This is a genomic window from Streptomyces sp. NPDC042364 (assembly GCF_056437585.1).
Window position 1 is genome coordinate 432,498 of the sequence record NZ_JBWKAJ010000003.1, and the last position, 19,220, is coordinate 451,717.

At 70.7% G+C, this 19,220-nt stretch carries 18 protein-coding genes and 2 tRNA genes; 11 read left to right on the top strand and 9 right to left on the bottom strand.

The genetic code is table 11. From position 1 onward, the window contains the following. Nucleotides 1–148: 148 nt before the first annotated feature. From ehuB to AC067N_RS08425, 6 genes are all read left to right on the top strand, one after another. Nucleotides 149–1,072, top strand: a complete 924-nt coding sequence (gene ehuB / locus AC067N_RS08400; protein ID WP_478678107.1) for an ectoine/hydroxyectoine ABC transporter substrate-binding protein EhuB — start codon at nucleotides 149–151, stop codon at nucleotides 1,070–1,072. Beyond that, nucleotides 1,069–1,788 (top strand): ectoine/hydroxyectoine ABC transporter permease subunit EhuC, encoded by a 720-nt coding sequence (gene ehuC, locus AC067N_RS08405; RefSeq protein WP_478678108.1) that lies wholly within the window; start codon nucleotides 1,069–1,071, stop codon nucleotides 1,786–1,788. Before ehuB ends, ehuC begins: the two co-directional genes overlap by 4 nt. Beyond that, nucleotides 1,788–2,438 (top strand): ectoine/hydroxyectoine ABC transporter permease subunit EhuD, encoded by a 651-nt coding sequence (gene ehuD, locus AC067N_RS08410; RefSeq protein ID WP_478678109.1) that lies wholly within the window; start codon nucleotides 1,788–1,790, stop codon nucleotides 2,436–2,438. Before ehuC ends, ehuD begins: the two co-directional genes overlap by 1 nt. A 10-nt stretch (nucleotides 2,439–2,448) precedes the next feature. Then, a complete protein-coding gene (ehuA, locus tag AC067N_RS08415) occupies nucleotides 2,449–3,225 on the top strand; it encodes an ectoine/hydroxyectoine ABC transporter ATP-binding protein EhuA (protein WP_478678302.1) in 777 nt (258 codons plus the stop codon). A gap of 214 nt (nucleotides 3,226–3,439) precedes the next feature. Beyond that, entirely contained in the window at nucleotides 3,440–4,198 is a 759-nt protein-coding gene (locus tag AC067N_RS08420) for an IclR family transcriptional regulator (protein ID WP_478678110.1), read from the top strand. A 111-nt stretch (nucleotides 4,199–4,309) separates the two neighbouring features. After that, nucleotides 4,310–4,383 (top strand) — tRNA-Lys (locus AC067N_RS08425). A 122-nt stretch (nucleotides 4,384–4,505) separates the two neighbouring features. Here AC067N_RS08425 and AC067N_RS08430 read toward each other — a convergent pair. From AC067N_RS08430 to AC067N_RS08460, 7 genes are all read right to left on the bottom strand, one after another. Continuing rightward, complete coding sequence (locus tag AC067N_RS08430) at nucleotides 4,506–5,159, bottom strand: response regulator (protein WP_478678111.1); 654 nt, start codon at nucleotides 5,157–5,159, stop codon at nucleotides 4,506–4,508. Continuing rightward, nucleotides 5,144–6,373, bottom strand: coding sequence for a sensor histidine kinase (locus tag AC067N_RS08435; protein WP_478678112.1), 1,230 nt, complete (start codon nucleotides 6,371–6,373; stop codon nucleotides 5,144–5,146). The genes AC067N_RS08430 and AC067N_RS08435 overlap by 16 nt, the downstream gene beginning before the upstream one ends. A 118-nt stretch (nucleotides 6,374–6,491) precedes the next feature. Then, complete coding sequence (locus tag AC067N_RS08440; protein ID WP_478678113.1) at nucleotides 6,492–8,138, bottom strand: long-chain-fatty-acid--CoA ligase; 1,647 nt, start codon at nucleotides 8,136–8,138, stop codon at nucleotides 6,492–6,494. 50 nt (nucleotides 8,139–8,188) lie between these two features. Continuing rightward, nucleotides 8,189–8,656: a hypothetical protein gene (locus AC067N_RS08445; protein ID WP_478678114.1), complete on the bottom strand. Its 468-nt coding sequence runs from the start codon at nucleotides 8,654–8,656 to the stop codon at nucleotides 8,189–8,191. Between the two features lie 119 nt (nucleotides 8,657–8,775). Further along, a complete protein-coding gene (locus AC067N_RS08450; RefSeq protein WP_478678115.1) occupies nucleotides 8,776–9,399 on the bottom strand; it encodes a lytic polysaccharide monooxygenase auxiliary activity family 9 protein in 624 nt (207 codons plus the stop codon). Between the two features lie 111 nt (nucleotides 9,400–9,510). Beyond that, nucleotides 9,511–10,653 carry an SPFH domain-containing protein gene (locus tag AC067N_RS08455; protein WP_478678116.1) on the bottom strand — a complete coding sequence of 381 codons (1,143 nt, stop codon included), beginning with the start codon at nucleotides 10,651–10,653 and terminating at the stop codon, nucleotides 9,511–9,513. A 143-nt stretch (nucleotides 10,654–10,796) separates the two neighbouring features. Further along, the gene (locus AC067N_RS08460; protein ID WP_478678117.1) at nucleotides 10,797–11,498 is read right to left on the bottom strand and encodes a peptidoglycan-binding protein; all 702 of its coding nucleotides are present in this window, start codon (nucleotides 11,496–11,498) and stop codon (nucleotides 10,797–10,799) included. 414 nt (nucleotides 11,499–11,912) lie between these two features. On the opposite strand from AC067N_RS08460, the gene AC067N_RS08465 reads away from it, so the two are divergent. The 3 genes from AC067N_RS08465 (at nucleotide 11,913) to glxA (ending at nucleotide 16,372) form a co-directional block, all read left to right on the top strand. Continuing rightward, nucleotides 11,913–11,989: transfer RNA gene (locus AC067N_RS08465), tRNA-Lys, on the top strand. Nucleotides 11,990–12,437: 448 nt separating this feature from the next. Beyond that, on the top strand, nucleotides 12,438–14,438 hold the full coding sequence (locus tag AC067N_RS08470; protein WP_478678118.1) for a glycosyltransferase family 2 protein: 2,001 nt from the start codon (nucleotides 12,438–12,440) through the stop codon (nucleotides 14,436–14,438). Beyond that, nucleotides 14,435–16,372, top strand: coding sequence for a radical copper oxidase GlxA (glxA, locus tag AC067N_RS08475; protein WP_478678119.1), 1,938 nt, complete (start codon nucleotides 14,435–14,437; stop codon nucleotides 16,370–16,372). The genes AC067N_RS08470 and glxA overlap by 4 nt, the downstream gene beginning before the upstream one ends. A 208-nt stretch (nucleotides 16,373–16,580) precedes the next feature. On the opposite strand, the gene AC067N_RS08480 is transcribed toward glxA, so the two are convergent. Then, a complete protein-coding gene (locus tag AC067N_RS08480; protein ID WP_478678120.1) occupies nucleotides 16,581–17,249 on the bottom strand; it encodes a TetR/AcrR family transcriptional regulator in 669 nt (222 codons plus the stop codon). 58 nt (nucleotides 17,250–17,307) lie between these two features. Here AC067N_RS08480 and AC067N_RS08485 point away from each other — a divergent pair, with 58 nt between their 5' ends. After that, nucleotides 17,308–17,523 (top strand): hypothetical protein, encoded by a 216-nt coding sequence (locus tag AC067N_RS08485; RefSeq protein ID WP_478678121.1) that lies wholly within the window; start codon nucleotides 17,308–17,310, stop codon nucleotides 17,521–17,523. Nucleotides 17,524–17,564: 41 nt separating this feature from the next. Continuing rightward, the gene (locus AC067N_RS08490) at nucleotides 17,565–17,960 is read left to right on the top strand and encodes a cupin domain-containing protein (protein ID WP_478678122.1); all 396 of its coding nucleotides are present in this window, start codon (nucleotides 17,565–17,567) and stop codon (nucleotides 17,958–17,960) included. A gap of 79 nt (nucleotides 17,961–18,039) precedes the next feature. Here AC067N_RS08490 and AC067N_RS08495 read toward each other — a convergent pair whose 3' ends face one another. Further along, the gene (locus tag AC067N_RS08495; protein WP_478678123.1) at nucleotides 18,040–19,059 is read right to left on the bottom strand and encodes a glycoside hydrolase family 6 protein; all 1,020 of its coding nucleotides are present in this window, start codon (nucleotides 19,057–19,059) and stop codon (nucleotides 18,040–18,042) included. Between the last annotated feature and the right edge of the window lie 161 nt (nucleotides 19,060–19,220).

Consider the following 19,220-nt stretch of genomic DNA (forward strand, 5'->3'; position numbering starts at 1 on the left):
CGACCCCGGCGAACCCTGAGCCGCCGACGAACGCGCCCCACGCGGCCCTCGGGCACCGAGCGGGGGCACCGGCGGAGTGTGTGCGAGGGTCGTGAAGGCGCCGCGAGTGGCCCGAATACATCGCATGGGGTCGGGTAGCCGCGCGGCCATGGCTCCAGCAACGAAGACTTCCGGAAGAACCGGCACCTCACGTGATCCCAGCCGCCGGGCGCTGCTCGCCGGCGCGTCCGCGCTCGCGACCGCGGGCGCGCTGGGCGCCGCCGGGTGCAGCCGGGTCGCCTCCGCCTCCGGGGTGGAGGGGGGTGACCTGCTGGACCGGCTGCGAGCACAGGGCGTCGCGCGGCTCGGTATCGCGGGGGAGATCCCGTTCGGTTACATCGACACGAACGGCGAACTGACCGGCGAGGGGCCGGAAGTGGCCAGGATCATCTTCAGGCGGCTGGGCGTGGAACGCGTCCAGCCCGTCCCCACCGAGTTCGGCTCGCTGATACCCGGCCTGAACTCGCAGCAGTTCGACGTGGTGTCCGCCGGGATGTACATCAACCCCGAGCGCTGCGGGCAGGTCGTCTTCTCCGAGCCGGACCACCAGATGCTCGACGCCTTCGTGGTCCGCAAGGGCAACCCCAAGGGCCTGCGGGACTACGCGGACGTGATCCGCGCCAAGGCCCGCTTCGCCACCGGCTCCGGCTACGCGCAGATCGAGCACGCGGTCGAGGCCGGCTACCCGGAGAGCGACATCGTGATCGTCCCCGACCAGGTCGCGGGCATGAACGCGGTCGAGGCCGGACGCGTCGACGTGTTCGCGGGGACGTCCCTGACCACCCGTGAGGTCGTCAAGAAGTCCCGCAGGACCGAGGCCACCGAGCCCTTCGCCGCGCGCGTGGACGGCAGGCCGCGGGTGGACGGCGCCGGCTTCGCCTTCCGGCGGACCGAGACGAGGCTGCGGGACGCCTTCAACGCCGAGCTGCGGAAGATGAAGGAGAGCGGCGAGCTGCTGCGGGTCCTGCGGCCCTTCGGGTTCACGGAGGTCGAGATGACCGACCTCACGATGCGGGAGCTCTGTCGCGCATGACCTCGGGCCTCTGGGAACTCGTCCTGCGCGGTGTCTGGGTCACCGTCCAACTGCTGGTGTTCGGCGGGCTGCTGGCCACGGCCGTCGCCTTCGCCGTGGGGATCGCCCGCACCCACCACCGGTGGGTCGTCCGCTTCCTCGCGGGCGTCTACACCGAGGGGTTCCGCGGCACCTCCGCGCTGATCATGATCTTCTGGGTGTACTTCGTGCTGCCGCTGGCCTTCGGCTGGCAGCTCGTCCCCATGTGGGCGGCCGTCCTCGCCCTCGGGCTGACCTACGGGGCGTACGGCGCCGAGATCGTGCGCGGCGCCCTGAACTCCGTGGACCCCGCCCAGCGCGAGGGCGGGATCGCGCTGAGCTTCTCCCCGTGGCAGCGGATGCGGCTGATCCTGCTGCCCCAGGCGGTGCCGGAGATGATCCCGCCCTTCGCCAACCTGCTGGTCGAACTGCTCAAGGGCACGGCACTGGTGTCGATCATGGGCATGGGTGACCTCGCCTTCAGCGGCAGCCTGGTGCGGCTGGCGCTCCAGGAGAGCGTGGAGATCTACACGTACATCCTGCTCATCTACTTCGTGATCGCCTTCCTGCTCACCCGGGCCATGCGGGCGCTGGAGCGGCGGCTGAAGGCCGGGGTCGGCAGGGCCCCGGCGAGAAGGAAGGCGGGCGCGGCACCGGCGCGCGTACCCGAGTCGGCGGGCGCCGGAGGTGGTGCGTGATGAACTGGGACTGGAACGCGGTCGTCGACTTCCTCCCGCACCTGTGGGACGGCCTGATCGTCACCCTCCAGGCGCTGGCGCTGGGCTCGGTGGTGTCGTTCGCGCTCGGACTGGTGTGGGCGCTGCTGGTGCGGACGCCGACCCGGTGGGTGAGCTGGCCGGTGGGCGTCTTCACGGAGTTCGTCCGGAACACCCCGCTGCTGGTGCAGCTGTTCTTCCTCTTCTATGTGCTGCCCGAGTGGGGCCTGACCTTCTCGGCGCTGACCACCGGCGTCTTCGCGATCGGGCTGCACTACTCGACGTACACGATGCAGGTCTACCGCGCCGGGATCGAGGCGGTGCCCGCGGGCCAGTGGGAGGCGGCCACGGCGCTGAACCTGCCGCTGCGGCGCACCTGGACGGTGGTGATCCTGCCGCAGGCGGTCCGCCGGGTGGTGCCCGCGCTGGGCAACTACGTGATCTCGATGCTCAAGGACACCCCGATCCTCATGGTGATCACGGTCCCGGAGATGCTCGGCGAGGCACGGCTCTACGCCCAGGAGACCTTCCGCTTCACCGAACCCCTCACCGTCATCGGAGTGGCGTTCATCGTCATCTCCTATCTCGCCTCCGTCCTCCTGCGAACCCTGGAGCGTCGCCTTGTCCGCTGACACCCCGCTGATCAAAGAACCCGAGTCCCCCGTCGACCGTGCCGCGGACCACGCCGAGCTGATCCGCTTCGAGAACGTGACCAAACGATTCGGCAGCAACACGGTCCTGGACCGGCTCGACTTCTCCGTCGACGCCGGCAAGCACGTGACGCTGATCGGCCCGTCCGGCTCCGGCAAGACGACGATCCTGCGGCTGCTGATGACCCTGACCAAGCCCGACGAGGGCACGATCACCGTCGGCGGACAGCGGCTGTTCCCGGCGAGCGACAGGCAGTGCCGAGAGGTGCGCAAGAACATCGGAATGGTGTTCCAGCAGTTCAACCTCTTCCCCAACATGAAGGTGCTGCGCAACATCACCGAGGCCCCGGTCACCGTCCTCGGCCTGTCCAGGGACGAGGCCGAGGCGCGCGCCCGGGAGCTGCTGGACATGGTCGGGCTCGCCGACAAGTGCGACGCCTACCCGACCCAGCTCTCCGGGGGCCAGCAGCAGCGGGTGGCCATCGCCCGCGCCCTGGCGATGCGCCCGCAGGTGCTGCTCCTCGACGAGGTGACCTCAGCGCTCGACCCCGAACTGGTCGCGGGGGTCCTCGATCTCCTCCGGGACATCGCCCGCACCACCGACATCACGATGCTCTGCGTGACCCACGAGATGAACTTCGCCCGGGACATCTCGGATCAAGTTCTGATGTTCGATTCCGGCCAGGTCATCGAGTCGGGCAGCCCCGAGAAGATCTTCGGCGAACCCGAGCACGAACGTACTCGGGAGTTCCTCGGCGCGGTCCTCTGATTACGTGCCGTGAGCGGTCGAACACGGGCGAACATCCGAGGTCGATCCGGCGGGCCATGACTCTGGCATATGCCAGAGTGCTGATCCACCAGTTGAGAGGCCCGTGGGCTCGCGGATTTTCTCGCGAACAACCCCTGCGCGTATGCCCCTTGGGCCGTATCGTGGGACACGGCAAGCTGTCCGAAAAACGGCCCGAGAAGCGCAGGGGGAAACCGTGGCGCTCAAGCACGAGCCGACCGCGCCGAACCACTCGGCCCAGGACGCGCTGCGCGTCCTGGAGACAGTGGCGCGGCACGCAGGTGGCGTCACCGACGCCGAGATCGCCCACCGGACCGGCGTCGGCAGCGAGCGGTTGACCGCGCTCCTGCTGATGCTGCGCCGTGAGGGATACGTCGAGCAGACCACCGACGGCGCCTATGTCACCGGAGTCGCACTCGCCAGGCTGGGCTCCGCCCAGGGCCATGACCAGGCCCTGCGCGAGCAGCTCCAGCGCACCCTGGACCGACTGCGCGACTCCGTGGGCGCCGCCGTCTACATCAGCCGCTACGAGGACGGGGAGATCAAGGTCACCGGCTGCGCCGAGGGGCCGGGCACACCCGCCGTGCACCAGTGGGTCGACTTCCGTTCCGCGGCCCACGCCACCGCCATAGGCAAGAGCCTGCTGGGCCAGCTCGACCTCAACGCCCGGCGGGACCACCTGTCCCGGCACCGGCCGGCCCGGCTCACGTCCCGCACGATCACCAACGAGAGGGTGCTGCTGAACAAACTCGACGCCCAGTCGCCGACGGTCCCGGTCCTGGACCTCCAGGAGTACGCGCCGGGCACGGTCTGCGCGGCGGTCCCCATCACCGCGGGCTCCGCCGTCGGCTGTCTGGCCCTGTCCCTGCCCCTGGAGCACGCGCACCGGCTCCGCCAGGCGGCACACACACTGAACCGGGGTGCGGCGCCGGTCCTTCTCTCGCTGGCGATCTGACAGGCCCGCGGGCCAGAGATCCACGTCACGTTTACCTGGTCGAAGGCACCCCTGAACACCAGGTAGTATTTTCTCTGTCGCCGGCCGCGAAAGCGAAAAGCGACAGAGTCTGCGCCGCTAGCTCAGTTGGTTAGAGCAGCTGACTCTTAATCAGCGGGTCCGGGGTTCGAGTCCCTGGCGGCGCACGATGACGATGGCGGGACATGTTCGCGGAAAGCGCGAACATGTCCCGCCATCGTCGTTTTCCGCGGCTTCGCCGCGCGCTGTGGGGGCTTCGCCACCCACACCCCCGGCCGTGGTGCGGGACTCAGCTGCGCAGGTAGGCCAGGACGGCGAGCACCCGGCGGTGGGTGTCCTCGGCCGGGGGCAGGGCGAGCTTGGCGAGGATGTTGCCGATGTGTTTGCCGACGGCGGCCTCGGTGACGACCAGGTCCCGGGCGACGGCGGCGTTGGACTTGCCCTCGGCGACCAGGGCGAGGACCTCGCGCTCGCGCGGGGTCAGCGCGGCCAGCGGATCACGCCGCCTGCGCAGCAGCTGCCGTACGACCTCGGGGTCGACGACGGTGCCGCCGGCCGCGACCCGGTCGACCGCCTCCGCGAACTGCTCGACCTGCCCGATACGGTCCTTGAGGAGGTAGCCGACGCCGGTGCCGTCCCCGGTGTCGAGGAGTTCGGCGGCGTAAGCACGTTGCACGTACTGGCTGAGGACGAGGACGGGCAGGGCCGGGTTCTCGGTACGCAGGTCGAGGGCGGCGCGCAGCCCCTCGTCACTCTGTCCGGGCGGCATCCGGACGTCGGTGACGACCAGATCGGGCCCGTACGACGCCACCGCCCGCCGGAGCGCCTCCGCGTCGCCGACCGCCGCGACGACCTCGTGGCCGAAGCGGGCCAGCACCCCGACGAGCCCCTCGCGGAGCAGCACGCCGTCCTCGGCGAGCACGATCTTCAGCGCGTGGGGCACGGGATCTCCAGGGACAGGACGGTCGGGCCGCCGGCCGGGCTGCGGACGGTCAGTTTCCCATCGAGGACGGCGAGCCGGTCGGCGAGCCCGGTGAGGCCGGTGCCGGCTGCGGGGTCCGCGCCGCCGTGCCCGTCGTCGCGCACCTCCACCCGCAGTCGCCCGCCCGCGTACCGGCCGGTGATCCACGCCTGCCCGGCACCGCTGTGCCTGCCGATGTTGGCGAGCGCCTCGCGGACCGCGAAGTACGCGGCGGACTCCACCGGCTCGCTGAACCGCGGCAGGTCGGCGTCGACGGTGACGGGGACGGCGGACCGGTCGGCCACGTCGGCGAGGGCGTCCGGCAGACCGTAGTCGGCCAGCACCTGGGGGTGGATGCCGTGGATCAGCTCCCTCAGCTCCCCGAGCACCCGGTCGGCTTCCCGATGGGCGTCGGCGAGCCGGCCGGCCAGCTCCGGCGGGGCGTCCAGCCGGGCCAGGCCCAGCGTCATGCTCAGGGCCACCAGTCGCTGCTGCGCACCGTCGTGCAGGTCGCGTTCGATGCGGCGCCGCTCCGCCTCGAAGGCGGCGACCAGCCGGGCCCGCGAGCGGGTCACCTCCGCCAGCCGCCGCTCCCCCTCGGCCTCGCCGGGCGCGAGCAGCAGCCGGGCCACGGCGGCGCGGGCCCGGGCGTACAGGGTGAGCGGCCACAGCAGCGCCGGCAGGAGGACGAGTCCGGCGGCCGCGCACAGCAGTGCCTGGCCGGGGGTGTCGATCAGCCAGAGCTTGGCGATCCGGGTGTCGCCGCCCGAGAGGGCCAGTTGCACGGGCGCCCCGATCATCGCGCCCGGTACGGCCACCGCCGCGCACAGGGCCAGCGCGTCCAGCGGCCACAGCGCGAAACCGAGGAGCAGCGTGTACGCCAGCTCCCGCCAGGTCGCCCGCTCGGTGCACCGCAGCCGGGCCCACGCGGCGAGCCCGGGCTCGGCCGGGGTGGCGTGCGGGCCGGGCGGCGGGGGTGTGCGGGCGAGAAGCAGCCGCCTGCGCTCCAGGGCGCCGACCGGTACCCCGGACAGGGCGACGAGGGCCAGCAGCGGAAGGCCCACGAGAAGGGGCGCCAGGGCGAGGCCGAGCGCGCCCAGGACGAGGAGCCCCGGCATCAGGGGCGCGCCCACGAGCACACCGCTCAGCAGGTACGCCACCGCACCCGGCGCGTCTCGTACGATCGTTCGGATCACGGGCTCACGGTAGGCGGCGGGGCAGGGCAACGACCATACCGACAGGGGGCGTTCCCGGGGTGGGCCCAGCCCTACCCTCCCGTGGGTCCGTCTGGGCGGTGCCCACACGCCTGCCCGCCTATCTCGTCAGCAGCTCCTCCCGGCCGCGCGCCCGGTACTCGGTGACGAGGTGCGCCAGGTCCACCGCGGTGAGCCTGCGGTACGCCCACTTGCCCGGGGGGCGCCACCACACGGGGTCGGGGCAGCGGAAGCCCTCGCGGCGGAGGGCGGCCCGCTGGATCTTGTTGGTGGCGGTGACGGGCATGCGGGGGACGACGCGTACGAAGCTCGGGGTCATCTTGGTGCCCAGGTCCGGCTGGGAGATGAGGAACTCGGTGAAGCCGTACGGGTCGAAGGTGCCCGCGATGGTCGCCATGACCTGGTCCCCGGCGACCGGGTCCGGGACGGCGTAGACGGCGACGGCGTCGGCGCCCTCGTACCGGGCGAGGATGTTCTCGATGACGGCGGCGGCGAGGTTCTCGCTGTCGACGCGCAGGCGGTCGTCGGTGCGGCCCGCGAAGTAGAGGAAGCCGTCCGCGTCCCGGTAGAACAGGTCCCCGGTCCAGTACCAGCCGCCGTGGCGGCGGGCCGCGTCCGCCTCGGGGTTGCGCCAGTAGCCCTCGAACGGGTTGGGGCCGCGGTTGACCAACTCACCTATCGCCTCGGTGCCGTTGAGGAGGCGTCCGTCGTCGGCGAAGACGGCCGGGGGGCACTCCTTCCGGCTCTCGGGGTCGACCACGGCGAGGTCGTCGCCGGGTGCCGCCCGCCCGATCGCGCCCGGCGGGGTCCCCGGTGTCCGCTGGATCGCGGCCCCGCCCTCGGAGGAGCCGTAGCCCTCGACGAGCCGCACCCCGAACCGCCGCTCGAAGGCGGCCGCGTCCACGGCCCCCGCCTCCGTGCCGAAGCCCGTGCGCAGGGGGTTGTCGTGGTCGTCGGGGCGGGGCTCGGTGGCGAGGAGGTACTGCACGGCCCGCCCGACATAGGTGAAGTACGTGGCGCCGTAGGCCCGTACGTCGTCCAGGAAGCCGGAGGCGGAGAACCGGCGGCGCAGGGCGACGCCCGCCCCGGCGGCCAGGGCGGGTGCCCAGTCGGCGATCACGGCGTTGCCGTGGAACATCGGCATGCAGACGTAGTGCACGTCGCCTCGCCGCACACCGAAGCGGTCGGCCAGTGTCCGGCCGGCCGCCGCGAGCCGCCCCTGGGAGCAGATCGCCGCCTTGGGGGCGCCGGTGGAGCCGGAGGTGAAGCAGAGAAGGAGGCGGTGGGACGGGGTGGCCGCGGTGGGATCGGGTTCGGCGCCCGCGTAGGGGGCGACGAGGGCGGCGTACTCCTCGGTGTCCGTCACGAGGAGCCGTACGCCGGGCAGGGAGAGGCCGTCGAGCAACGGCAGGTGGGCGCGTTCCGTGACCAGGACCCGGCACTCGGTGTGGAGGATGTCGCGGGCCAGTTCCGGGCCCCGGCGGGTGGGGTTGATCCCGGCGACGGCGGCGCCCGCGAGGGCGGCCGCGCCCAGCCACAGGGGGTACTCGGGGGTGTTGTCGAGGAGGACGCCGAGGTGCGGCTCGGCGCCGGGCGGCAGCAGGTCCGCCAGGAGTGCCGCACGGGCGGCGGCCCCGGCCGCGACCTCGTGGTGGGTGAGCACCTCGTCCTCGAACCACAGCCCCGGCCGGTGGTCGCCCCACCGGTCGGCGACGAGCTGTGCGACCGTTCGCCTCGTGGACTCCATACGGGCGCACGGTAATTGACGCAACGTCAGATGAGGAGGGGCAATCTCGGTCAGGGGGTCGGGAACGAGGTGTCGTTGGAGAACCGGTGGTACGTGACCATGAATCCGACACAGAAGACGAAGATCACCGCGAAGAAGGCGAGGAGGCCGGCGGCGGCCACGGCGTGCTTCACCCTGCCCGGCTCGTGGGCCGTGGCCACCACGGTGCGGCCTTCGGCGTAGTGGACCGTGACGAAGTCGCCCTCGACCGTCGTCATCGGGCCGTCCTCCTCCTCGAAGCGGATGGCGCGGCCGTCACGCGTCGTGAACTCGTACACGTGGTGGATCGTGGTGTGCACGGCGCTGCTCCGGCCCGTGCCCTTGCTGACCGTCGTGAACGCCTTCAGACAGCGGCCCTCCGCCGTCAGCCCGCTGTTCCAGGCGCTGCGGATCTGCAGCCAGCGGCGCAGCACGCGGTACGCCATGAAGGCGACGACGGCCATGATCACGACGGGAACGGTGTACAGAAAAACATCCACGACGGTCCCCCGCTGTCGACGAACGCCTCGGTCGTCGGCGTGTGGGGAACGTACCCGCGCGGGGGCCCCGCGCAGCTCAAGCGATGCTCAGAACTCGCGGGGCCGGGTGCGTTGTTCGGTCAGAACGTGACGTCCGAGCAGGCGTAGAACGCGTTACCGGTGTCGGCGATCGTCCATACCGCGAGGATCACGTGGTGGCCGCTCAGACCGGACGGCAGGCGGCCGGTGTGGGAGAGCGTGGACGGGGGGCGCTGACCGTTGTAGGGGACGGTGAAGAACGGGGTGAGGTTGAGGTCGGAGCGGGCGAGGGCGTGGTTCTGGTTCCAGCCCGGTTTGGTGACGTAGTACTTGAAGTCGGTGGTGGCGTGCATGGCGGTGAACTGCCAGCGGAAGGTGTGGTTCTGGCCGCCTGTCACCCTGGTCGTGGGCCAGGCGCCGCCGCCCGGCCTGGTGGGCGAGTCGAGCCGGCCGAACCGGCTGTGCCCGGCGGAACAGATCTGGCCGTCAGCCGGCCCTGAGCCCGGGAAGCCCTTCGGGCCCTCCACGCTCTGCGGCTCCCACTGGATGTCGCCGCAGTTCGTGACGGTGCCGTTCTGACAGAGCTTCTGCCGGCTGACGGGGAGATCGGTGTAGCCGTGGCCGGAGGCGCCGCCGCTGGAGAGGACGAGGGCCCCGGTGGTGGCGAGACCGACGCCGGCGGCGTACCACTTGGCGCGTTTTCGGGTGAGGGTCCTTGGACGCATGCTGCCGCTCCCTGGAGTACGTGGGGATGTTCCAGGTCTAGACCAAGCATCAGAGTAGGAGCGGTAGTTAGCTGTGTCCATATCAACGGCAGGCCCTGCCCGGCACGGTGTTCACGGGGACGTTTCGCGCCGCCCCGTGTAGAACGCCACCGTCAGGTCCTTCACCAGTGCCTTGCGCTCGTAGTCGTCGAGTTCGACCAGGCCGCGCATCGTCAGCCGGGTCACCGTGTCCTCGACGGAGTCGACGACCGAGGTGAGCACGGTGTCGCGATGCTGTGCGTCGAGCGCCGCGATCCGCCGGCGCTGCATCACCGCGGCGACCTCGGAGGCGTACTCGATCCGGGTCGGCTGGACGGAGAACACCTCCAGACCGACCGGTGCCGTGTCCGCGACCAGCAGCCGCGTCAGCGCCTCGCCGACCGCCTCCGTGTTGCGCAGGGTCGAGTCCCTGACCAGGGCGCCCGGCGGTACGTCGGCGGGGAGCCGGGACAGCACCCGGGAGAGCGCCGCCTCCACGCAGTCGCGCAGGTACCGCTCGTGGTCCTCGATCCCCAGCACGGCCCGCGCGGTGTCCCGCACCCGCCAGGCGACCAGGACGACCACCCGAAGCGCCACGCCGTTGGCGTCGACCGCCGGCATCGGCTCGCTCCGCCAGTGCCGCAGCCGTACGTCGACCCGGCGGCGCAGCACGAGCGGGTTCACCCAGAGCAGTCCGGTGCGGCGGACGGTCCCCCGGTACCGCCCGAAGAGGTTCAGCACGAAGGCCCGCCCGGTCCGCCCCCGCGCCAGCCCGCCGAACCCGAACAGGGTCAGCGCCCCGGCACCGGCGTACGCGGCCCACTGCGCCGCCCCGAGCCCCCCCGCGGGCACGTCCGGCAGCCCCAACGCCCGTACGGCCAGACCCGGCAGCACACCGGCCCACCACGACGTCAGCACGCATCCGGCCACCCCGCAGGCCCCGCCCAGCACACCCACCGCCCCGGGCAGCACCCGCGCGTGACGCTCGACCAGGTCCGGGTCGACCTGGACGGCGGGCCGCGGCTTCACCGAGGCGGGTCCCCGCCCCACCCGCGGCTGCTCCCCCGTCCCCCGCCGCCGGCCCACGACCGCGGGGGCGACCGGCCCGGACACCGGCTCCGGGTCGTCCCGGAACAGCAGATGGACGGGGATCTCGGTGGTCGTCTCGTTCTGGATGAGCCGCGCGGTCCTCGCGACCCCTTCCGGCTCCGGTGTGGGTGAGGTGGTCGTACTCATACGTGCCTCCATGCCTCCGCGCGGGAAGAACCGTGGTGAGAGCTGGTGACGGTGGAGAGGGTGCGAGCGCCGGGCCGGGTGGCGGCCGCCTGGCCGGGCCGGACTGTCCGGCGAGGGTGCGCGGTTGACGCGGGGCGGTGGCGTCAGGAGGACCGGCGGCGCCGGGTCTCGGGGCCCGGGTAGCCGTCCGCCGCGCCGCGGCGCCGGCCCTGGGCCCGCTGGAACGCCTCCGCGTTCCGCCGGTCCCACTCGCCCCGACGCGGTCCCGGCCCCGGCCCCGGCCCCGAGGTGCCGTAGGTGCCGAAACCCTTCTCCACCAGCCGTTTCCCGAGCGGGGTGACATGCTCGTCGTGCGCGCCGGGCCGGAACGCGCCCCGGCCAGGACGGCCGCGCACACCGTGCGAGGCGGGCGTCGGGGGCGCGACCGGCGGGCGGGACGTGGAGGAGAGGCGGCCCCTGCCGCGCTCCACCGGCGACCGGCCCCGCCGTATGACGTGGCGGTTGTCCGCGCCGGGCCCGGAGGAGGCGGTGCCCGGATACCGGTCGCTCCTCGGCCTTCCCGCCGGCCCCTTCGTACCGCCACGTCCAAAGGACTCGGGGGAACCGGCGGGGCCGCCCGTCGCCCGCTCCGGGGAACCCGCGCCGTGGTCGACCGGGCCCTGGTGGCGGTAAGGCACACAGCGGGTCGGGCCGGTCCGGTGGCCGTACGGGGCGAGCCGTCGGCGGGTATGCGGGCAGGTCGACGCGTAGGCGACGCAGGAGGTGCGCGTGGGGTCCGGCCACTCGTCGGGCGACGCCTCCCCGGCGGCGGGGTGGCCAAGGCCGCGCGTGGTCGAGTACGGCATCGCTCGTCGTCGGTGAACACAGCCCGGGCATTCGCAGGCGGCAGCCCCCGGATCGATTTCCTCGAATGCCGGAGTATCCATGCGATTCCCCTCACGGGCAGGGCGGAGAATTCCACGATTCTGCACGACGTCAAGTTTTCCAAGCGTCGCGTGTTGTCGCATGCTGACGGTCCAAACGATGTACGGGCGGTACGGGGAGAACCGACGGCTCGCCGGCCGGGGACCACGACCGGGGACCGTTCGCGCGAATCCACGAACCCACGAAAAACAGGGGGCGCTCGATGTCCATTGGGGGCGCGTGCGACCGCGCACGCAACCACTCATGTCCCGCGCACCACGATCGACCGCGCCGGCACACCCGCCCGCCACAGTGGTCGGAAGCACCCCCGGCGCTCGGGTAAACTTTCACCGCACGCGCCGCTAGCTCAGTTGGTTAGAGCAGCTGACTCTTAATCAGCGGGTCCGGGGTTCGAGTCCCTGGCGGCGCACCACCGAAGAGGCCCCTCGCAGCAGCGAGGGGCCTCTTCGCATACCCCGCGCCGGCCGCGGAGCAGCGCTGTTTCACAGATCCTCCACCCCTGTCCCAATCATCTGGTATGACCGGAAACCGCCGTGTTCCTCACCTTGCGATCAAGATGAGGACCATAGAACCCTGAGGCATAAGGGGCCGCGGATACGGGGCAGTTGGGGGGCCGCGGGCGCAAGGGCGCTCGGGGGATGGGGATCATAGCCTCCCGGCGCTCGCGGCGACGCGCACATTCTCGAACGAATGCCCAGAGAGGCGTCAATGCAACCGGAAGTCCGCCACCCCGTGTCTTTATGGTGTAGATCACATAGTGACGGCTATCCGCCACTGATACGTCCGTAACGGTCGAGGGGGACCGGAGCGGACGGAAAACCGACTAACACACACGAACGTGTGTGCGGGGGGAATGACTCATGACGCCGACGGGCGCCCGGCATAACTCCGACCCGTCCGAAACGACACGACCGAAGGTTCCGTCGCACCGGACCGGCACCTTCCGAAAGTTGAGGAAGACACTTCCCAGATACGACTACGAGCACTACAGCCGACTCGCGGGGCCCCTCACTCAGCCCGATCCGAGCAAGCCCTACACAGTGCAGTACCGCTCCCTGATCTCCCAGGAGCCGCACCGCATGAGGGTCGCCCTGATGCTGGCCGCCGCCCCGCTGCTCTCCCTGGTCCTGCTCACCTGGCTGCTCCAGCCGGAGCACTGGACCAGGCGCGACTACGTCGAGTACGAGTTCCTGCCCGCCCTCGACATGGTCATGCTGGTCTCGATCGGCCTGATCGAGTTCTTCCGCTGCATGAACGTGCTCTCCAACGCGCACGCCACCCTGGTCGCCCGCGACCCGATCCCCGTGGTGCCCGAGGCCGGCACCCGAGTCGCCTTCCTCACCTCCTTCGTGCCCGGCAAGGAGCCGCTGGAGATGGTGACGAAGACCCTGGAGGCCGCCGTCAGGCTCCGCCACCGCGGGCTGCTGCACGTGTGGCTCCTCGACGAGGGCGACGACCCGGAGGTGAAGGAGGTCTGCGCGCGCCTCGGCGTGCACCACTTCTCCCGCAAGGGCATCGCCAAGTGGAACCGGCCCAAGGGCCCGCACCGCGCCAAGACCAAGCACGGCAACTACAACGCCTGGCTCGACGCGCACGGTGACGACTACGACTTCTTCGCCTCCGTCGACACCGACCACATCCCGCTGCCCAACTACCTGGAGCGGATGCTCGGCTTCTTCCGCGACCCGGACATCGGCTTCGTCATCGGCCCCCAGGTGTACGGCAACTACGACAACTTCGTCACCAAGGCCGCCGAGTCGCAGCAGTTCCTCTTCCACGCGCTGATCCAGCGAGCCGGCAACCGCTACGGCGCGCCGATGTTCGTGGGTACGTCGAACGCCGTGCGCATCAAGGCCCTCAAGCAGATCGGCGGGCTCTACGACTCGATCACCGAGGACATGGCGACCGGCTTCGAGATCCACCGCCACAAGAACCCGCTCACGGGCCGCAAGTGGCGCTCGGTGTACACCCCGGACGTGCTCGCGGTGGGCGAGGGTCCCAGCGCCTGGACGGACTTCTTCACCCAGCAGATGCGCTGGTCGCGCGGGACGTACGAGACGATCCTCAAGCAGTACTGGAAGGGCTGGTACTCACTGCCGCCGACCAAGCTCTTCAACTACACCATGATGATCATCTTCTATCCGATGTCCGCCCTCAACTGGATCCTCGCCGCGCTGAGTTGTGCCCTCTTCCTGGGCCTCGGCGCCTCGGGCGTGAACATCGACCCGACGGTGTGGCTGATGCTCTACGGGAACGCCTCGGCGCTCCAGATAGGCCTGTACGTCTGGAACCGCAGGCACAACGTCTCCCCGCACGAGCCCGAGGGCTCCGGCGGTGTGGCCGGCATGGTGATGTCCGCGCTGTCCGCGCCGCTGTACGCCAAGGCTCTGATCGACTCTGCGCTGCGCCGCAAGAGCAAGTTCGTCGTCACGCCCAAGGGCGACTCGGCCAGCCCCGACCGGTGGTTCGGCACCTTCCGGTACCACTGGTACTTCATCGCGATCTTCGGCGGTTCGATCGTCGCCGGCTTCGCCTTCGGGCACTCGCATCCGGCGATGATCATCTGGGCGACGTTCGCCCTGCTGATCACCGCCCTGCCCATCGTCGTCTGGCGTCACATGCTGCGCCAGGACAAGAAGAAGGCCGCCGCCTCGGCCGCGCTGCAGGGGTCGATGGTCGCACCGCCCGAGGCCGCCGCCACGCCCTCCGCGTCCCCCCACGCACCGCACACCCCACACGGGCCGCACGCTCCCCAGCACAAGCCGAGCTGGGCCGCGTCCGGTCCGGGCGGCGGGGGCGGCGGGGGCGGCGACCAGACCATGCAGATCGCCCTGGGCGGACTGGGGGGACGTAAGGAATGAGTGACCGTGCAGGCCGCCGCCGCGCCCGTCGCCTCGCGATCGGCTCGGCGGTGGTCCTCGCGCTGGCCGGGATGAACGGGCCGTGGCTGTACCGCTTCGGCACCGAGCAGTACCACCAGTACAAGATCAACAGACCTGAGTACAAGGCCGCCAACGGCCACTGGCAGATCGTGGAGTTCCCGAAGGAGTACCGGCAGAACACGATCCACGCCGCGCTCCTGCACACCGGCAAGGTCCTGTTGATCGCGGGGTCGGGCAACGACCAGGACAACTTCGACAGGAAGAGGTTCGACACCCGCGTCTGGGACCCGGTCAAGCAGACGATCAAGCGCGTACCGACCCCGGCCGACCTGTTCTGCACCGGGCACACCCAGCTGTCCAGCGGCCGGCTGCTGATCGCGGGCGGCACCAAGCGCTACGAGAAGCTCAAGGGCGATGTCACCAAGGCCGGCGGCCTGATGATCATCCACAACGAGAACCCCGACAAGAGGATGGAGCTGAAGCCGGGGACGAGGTTCGTCGGCAGGAAGAACGGCAAGACCTTCGTCCTGAAGGACGAGGTCGAGATCAGGAAGGCCACCAAGACCTTCGACCCGGACACCGGGAGGTTCACCGGGAACAAGCCGGGGATCGCCCGCGCCTACGTCGAGGCCGAGAGGAGCGGCAAGCGGTACGAGACCGGCACCGAGGACAACTACCGGATCACGGGCCTGAAGGGCGCGGACGCCCGCAACACCTACGGCATCGCGCAGAAGCTCGCCCTCGACAAGAAGGACTTCCAGGGCATCAGGGACGCCTACGAGTTCGACCCGGTCGCCGAGCGGTACATCAAGGTCGACCCGATGAACGAGGCCCGCTGGTACCCGACGCTGACGACGCTCACCGACGGCACGGTCCTCAGCCTCTCCGGGCTGGACGAGATCGGCCAGCTGGTCCCGGGCAAGAACGAGATCTACGACCCCGCGACGAAGAAGTGGACGTACACCAAGGGCATCCAGCAGTTCCCCACGTATCCGGCGATCTCCCTGATGCAGAACGGCAAGCTGTTCTACTCGGGCGCGAACGCCGGGTACGGCCCGGACGACGTGGGCCGTCAGCCGGGCATCTGGGACCTGAGGACCAACAAGTTCACCGAGGTCCCCGGCATGAGCGACAGCAAGCTGCTGGAGACCGCGGGTACGGTGCTGCTCCCGCCGGCCCAGAAGGAGACGTACATGGTGATCGGCGGCGGCGGGGTCGGTGAGTCGGAGAAGTCCAGCAGGAAGACCCGGATCATCGACCTGCTGGACGACAGCCCGCGCTTCGTGGACGGACCGGAGCTCGACAAGGGCACCCGGTATCCGCAGGCTTCGATCCTCCCCGACGACACGGTTCTCATCTCCGGCGGTTCGGAGGACTACCGGGGCCGCGGCGACTCCGACATCCTGGAGTCGCGCATCTACGACGCGCGCACCGGCAAGATGCGGCGGGTCGCCGATCCGCTGGTCGGCCGCAACTACCACTCCGGGTCGATCCTGCTGCCCGACGGACGGGTCGTCTTCTTCGGGTCGGACTCCCTCTACGCCGACAAGGCCAACACCAAGCCCGGTGAGTTCGAGCAGCGGATCGAGATCTACACCCCGCCGTATCTGTACCAGGACGCTCGGCCGACGCTGTCGGGCGGGCCGAAGACGGTCGCGCGCGGCGGGAAGGCGACCTTCCGGACGCGGCACGCGTCGTCCGTCAAGTCGGCTCGGCTGATCCGGCCGAGTGCGTCGACGCATGTCACCGACGTCGACCAGAAGTCCATCGCGGTGGACTTCACGACGTCCGGCGACGAACTCACGGTGACCGTGCCGAAGAACCGGAATCTCGTGCAGTCCGGGTGGTACATGCTGTTCGTGACGGATGACGCGGGGACGCCGAGCAAGGCGCAGTGGGTGAAGGTTCCGTAGGGGGTTCGTTCTCGGGTTCCCTCTCGGTCCCTCTCGGTCCCTCTCGGGTTCTCTCTCGGTCCCTCTCGGGTTCTCTCTCGGGTGCGGGTGCGGGTGCGCGTGCGGGTGCGGGGCACGTGGGGGCTGGTCGCGCAGTTCCCCGCGCCCCTCGGAAAGCAGGGGCCGCGCCCCCTGCTTTCCGGCGCATGACGCGCAGCGCGACGCGGAGTCAGCGGCCGGCGAGAAGGCCGTCCACCAGGGCTTGAAGCCCGTCCCGGTAGGTGTCCTCGGCGGTCAGCGGAGCCCAACGGCCTGCGGCCTGCGCCAAGCGGGGCAGCTCGATCGGGTCGAGGTCGGCGAAGACTCTTTCCCGGTAGGTCGCACGGTCGTCGTCCGCGCGCCGTCGGGCCGCTGTCGCCCTGACCACGATCTCTCCGGCGGTGTAGTACCAGATCGCGCGGTAGCCGTGCACGGCGCGGTCGAGGGAGAGGCCGCATTCGACCAGGCCGTCGACGATCTGCTCGACGAACCACAGCGCGCTCGTGGACAGCAGGTCGTCGGCGGTCAGTACCTCCACGATCCAGGGGCAGGCGGCGAGCGCCTCGTGGACGGCGGTGGCAGCCACGATGATCCGCTCGCGAGGGTGGGCGGGCAGTTCCGGTCGGCGCAGGGCCCGGGCGGCGTAGTCGTCCAGCAGGAGGACGAGCAGTTCCTCCTTGTCGCGGACGTGGTGGTAGAGCGCCATCGGCGTGCTGCCGACTTCCGTGGCCAGCCGCCGCATGGTCAGCCGGTCCACGCCCCCCTCGTCCACGATCCGGCGTGCCGCCTCGATGATCTCCCCGCGAGAGATGCGGGGAGGCCGGCCCAGGGTCTTGCGCGGTGCGGACGGTTGCGGCATGCCCCCCATCATTCCCCAGGTGTCGACAACGGCGAACCCCGGCGGTAACTTTTCTTACATGTATAGAAACTCTCGAGGGAGGCCCGGGGTGGTGCCGGCGGCGGCCGCCGCAGCCCAGTTCGTCGCCGCCCTGGACACCACGGCCACCGATCCCGCCGCGCTCAACGATGGCTACGCCTTGGGCCTGGCCGTCACGGCCACCGTTCTCGTGCTCGCGGCAGTCGTGGCGGTGGTCGTGCTGCCGCGCCGCCAAGTCGTCACTCCCGTCCCGTGATCCGCCGACCCCGCCGAGAACCGGCTGGAAGGAATCCCGTCATGACGAACGACACCGTCGACCTGTTCGCCTCCGCGCTGCTCTTCCACCCCGACGGCGATGTCCGAGCCGTCGAACGGCGGATGACGAGCGGCGGCTCCGGCGCGTGGCAGATCGCCGCGTTCCACGTGGAGAGCGATGCCGACGTGCACGCCGACCAGTGGGAGATGCACCCGGAGGCGGAGGAAGCGGTGTGCTGCCTGACCGGCGGCGTCCGCCTCTACTTCCGGCCCGACGCGCCCGGCGGGGCCGAGGACATGGTGCGGTTGCGGGCAGGCGCCGCCGTGGTCGTCCCCCGGGGCCGCTGGCACCGCCTGGAACTGGACGCCCCCAGCGACCTGATGTCGATCACCGTTCGCAACGGCACCCGCCTCGAAACGCGCACCGGCACCCACTGATCGACAGGTGGCCCTGCGAAGAGGGCCGGGCCACCACGAAACGAATCTCACCCGAAGACGTGACGGCGACCGGCCCCGTTCACTCCGACGCCCTGGCCAACTTCAGCGCGTACTCCGGCCACCACTCCCCCGCCTTGGGCCCCCCTTTGCACTCGCCGTCCGACTCTCCCGGCCGCTTGACCCACAGGTACGCGTCCACCAGCGGATCCGCGGTCCTCGTCGTCGGCGTCTCCCCCAGCGCCCGCCCCGGCGGGTTGCACCACTGCTCGTCCTTGCGGCCCCCGGTGTAGGGGCCGTTGCCGTTGCGGCTGGTGTCGATGACGAACGGCTTGTCGCCGATCTTCGCGGAGAGCCGCTTGCCGTACTCGATGGAGTCCTCGGTGGTGTAGAAGTTCGAGACGTTGACGGCGAACCCGTCGGCCTTGTCGACGCCGGCCCACTTCAGGGGTTCGGCGATCCTGTCGGCCTCGCTCCACCCGGCGTTCCCGGCGTCCAGGTACACCTTCGTCTTCTTCAGCGCGCCGAGCTTCTCGATCGCGCCCTTGAGCAGGGCGTACCGCTCCTCGTGGAACTCGCCCGGCGTGCAGCCGTCCACCACGTGGAGGACCGCGTCGGGTTCGAGGACGACCGTGGCGGGACGGTCCCCGATGCCCTGGGCAACGCCGTCGATCCACGTCCGGTAGGCGTTGCCGTCGGCCGCGCCGCCGCCCGAGTACTGGCCGCAGTCGCGGTGCGGGATGTTGTAGAGGACGAGGACGGCGTCCCGGTCGGCCTTGTCCGCCGCCTCGGTGTACCCCCTGGCCTCCCGCTCCGGGTTCTCGGGGCCGATCCACTCGCCCGTGGGCTGTTCGGCGATCTTGCGGATCAGCTTGGCGTTCTCGTCCTTGCCCGCTTCCTCGTAGGCGGCCACCTGGGCCGCCGCGTTCCCCTTCGGATTGACCCAGAACGGGCCGGATTCGCTGGGCTGTTGGCTGATCCCGGAGTCCGTGGTCTTGTCGTCCTCGCCGTCGCCGTCTCCCCCGAAACAGCCTGCGAGCAGCAACGTGGCCCCCGCCACCGCCACGGACGCCCGAACTCCGGCCCCCCTACTGGCGTACATCCAACTCCCCCTTGGGTGCACCGTGTCGTAAGCCCCGATCCTGGCATATTTCCCGCATCGCCCACGAGGTTGCCCCGGCCTTGACCGGGAGCTGTCGTCTCCTGATCGCGTCGGACGGAAACCGTGCGCCAACGGGGGCCGCACGTCGTCCGTATGATCGA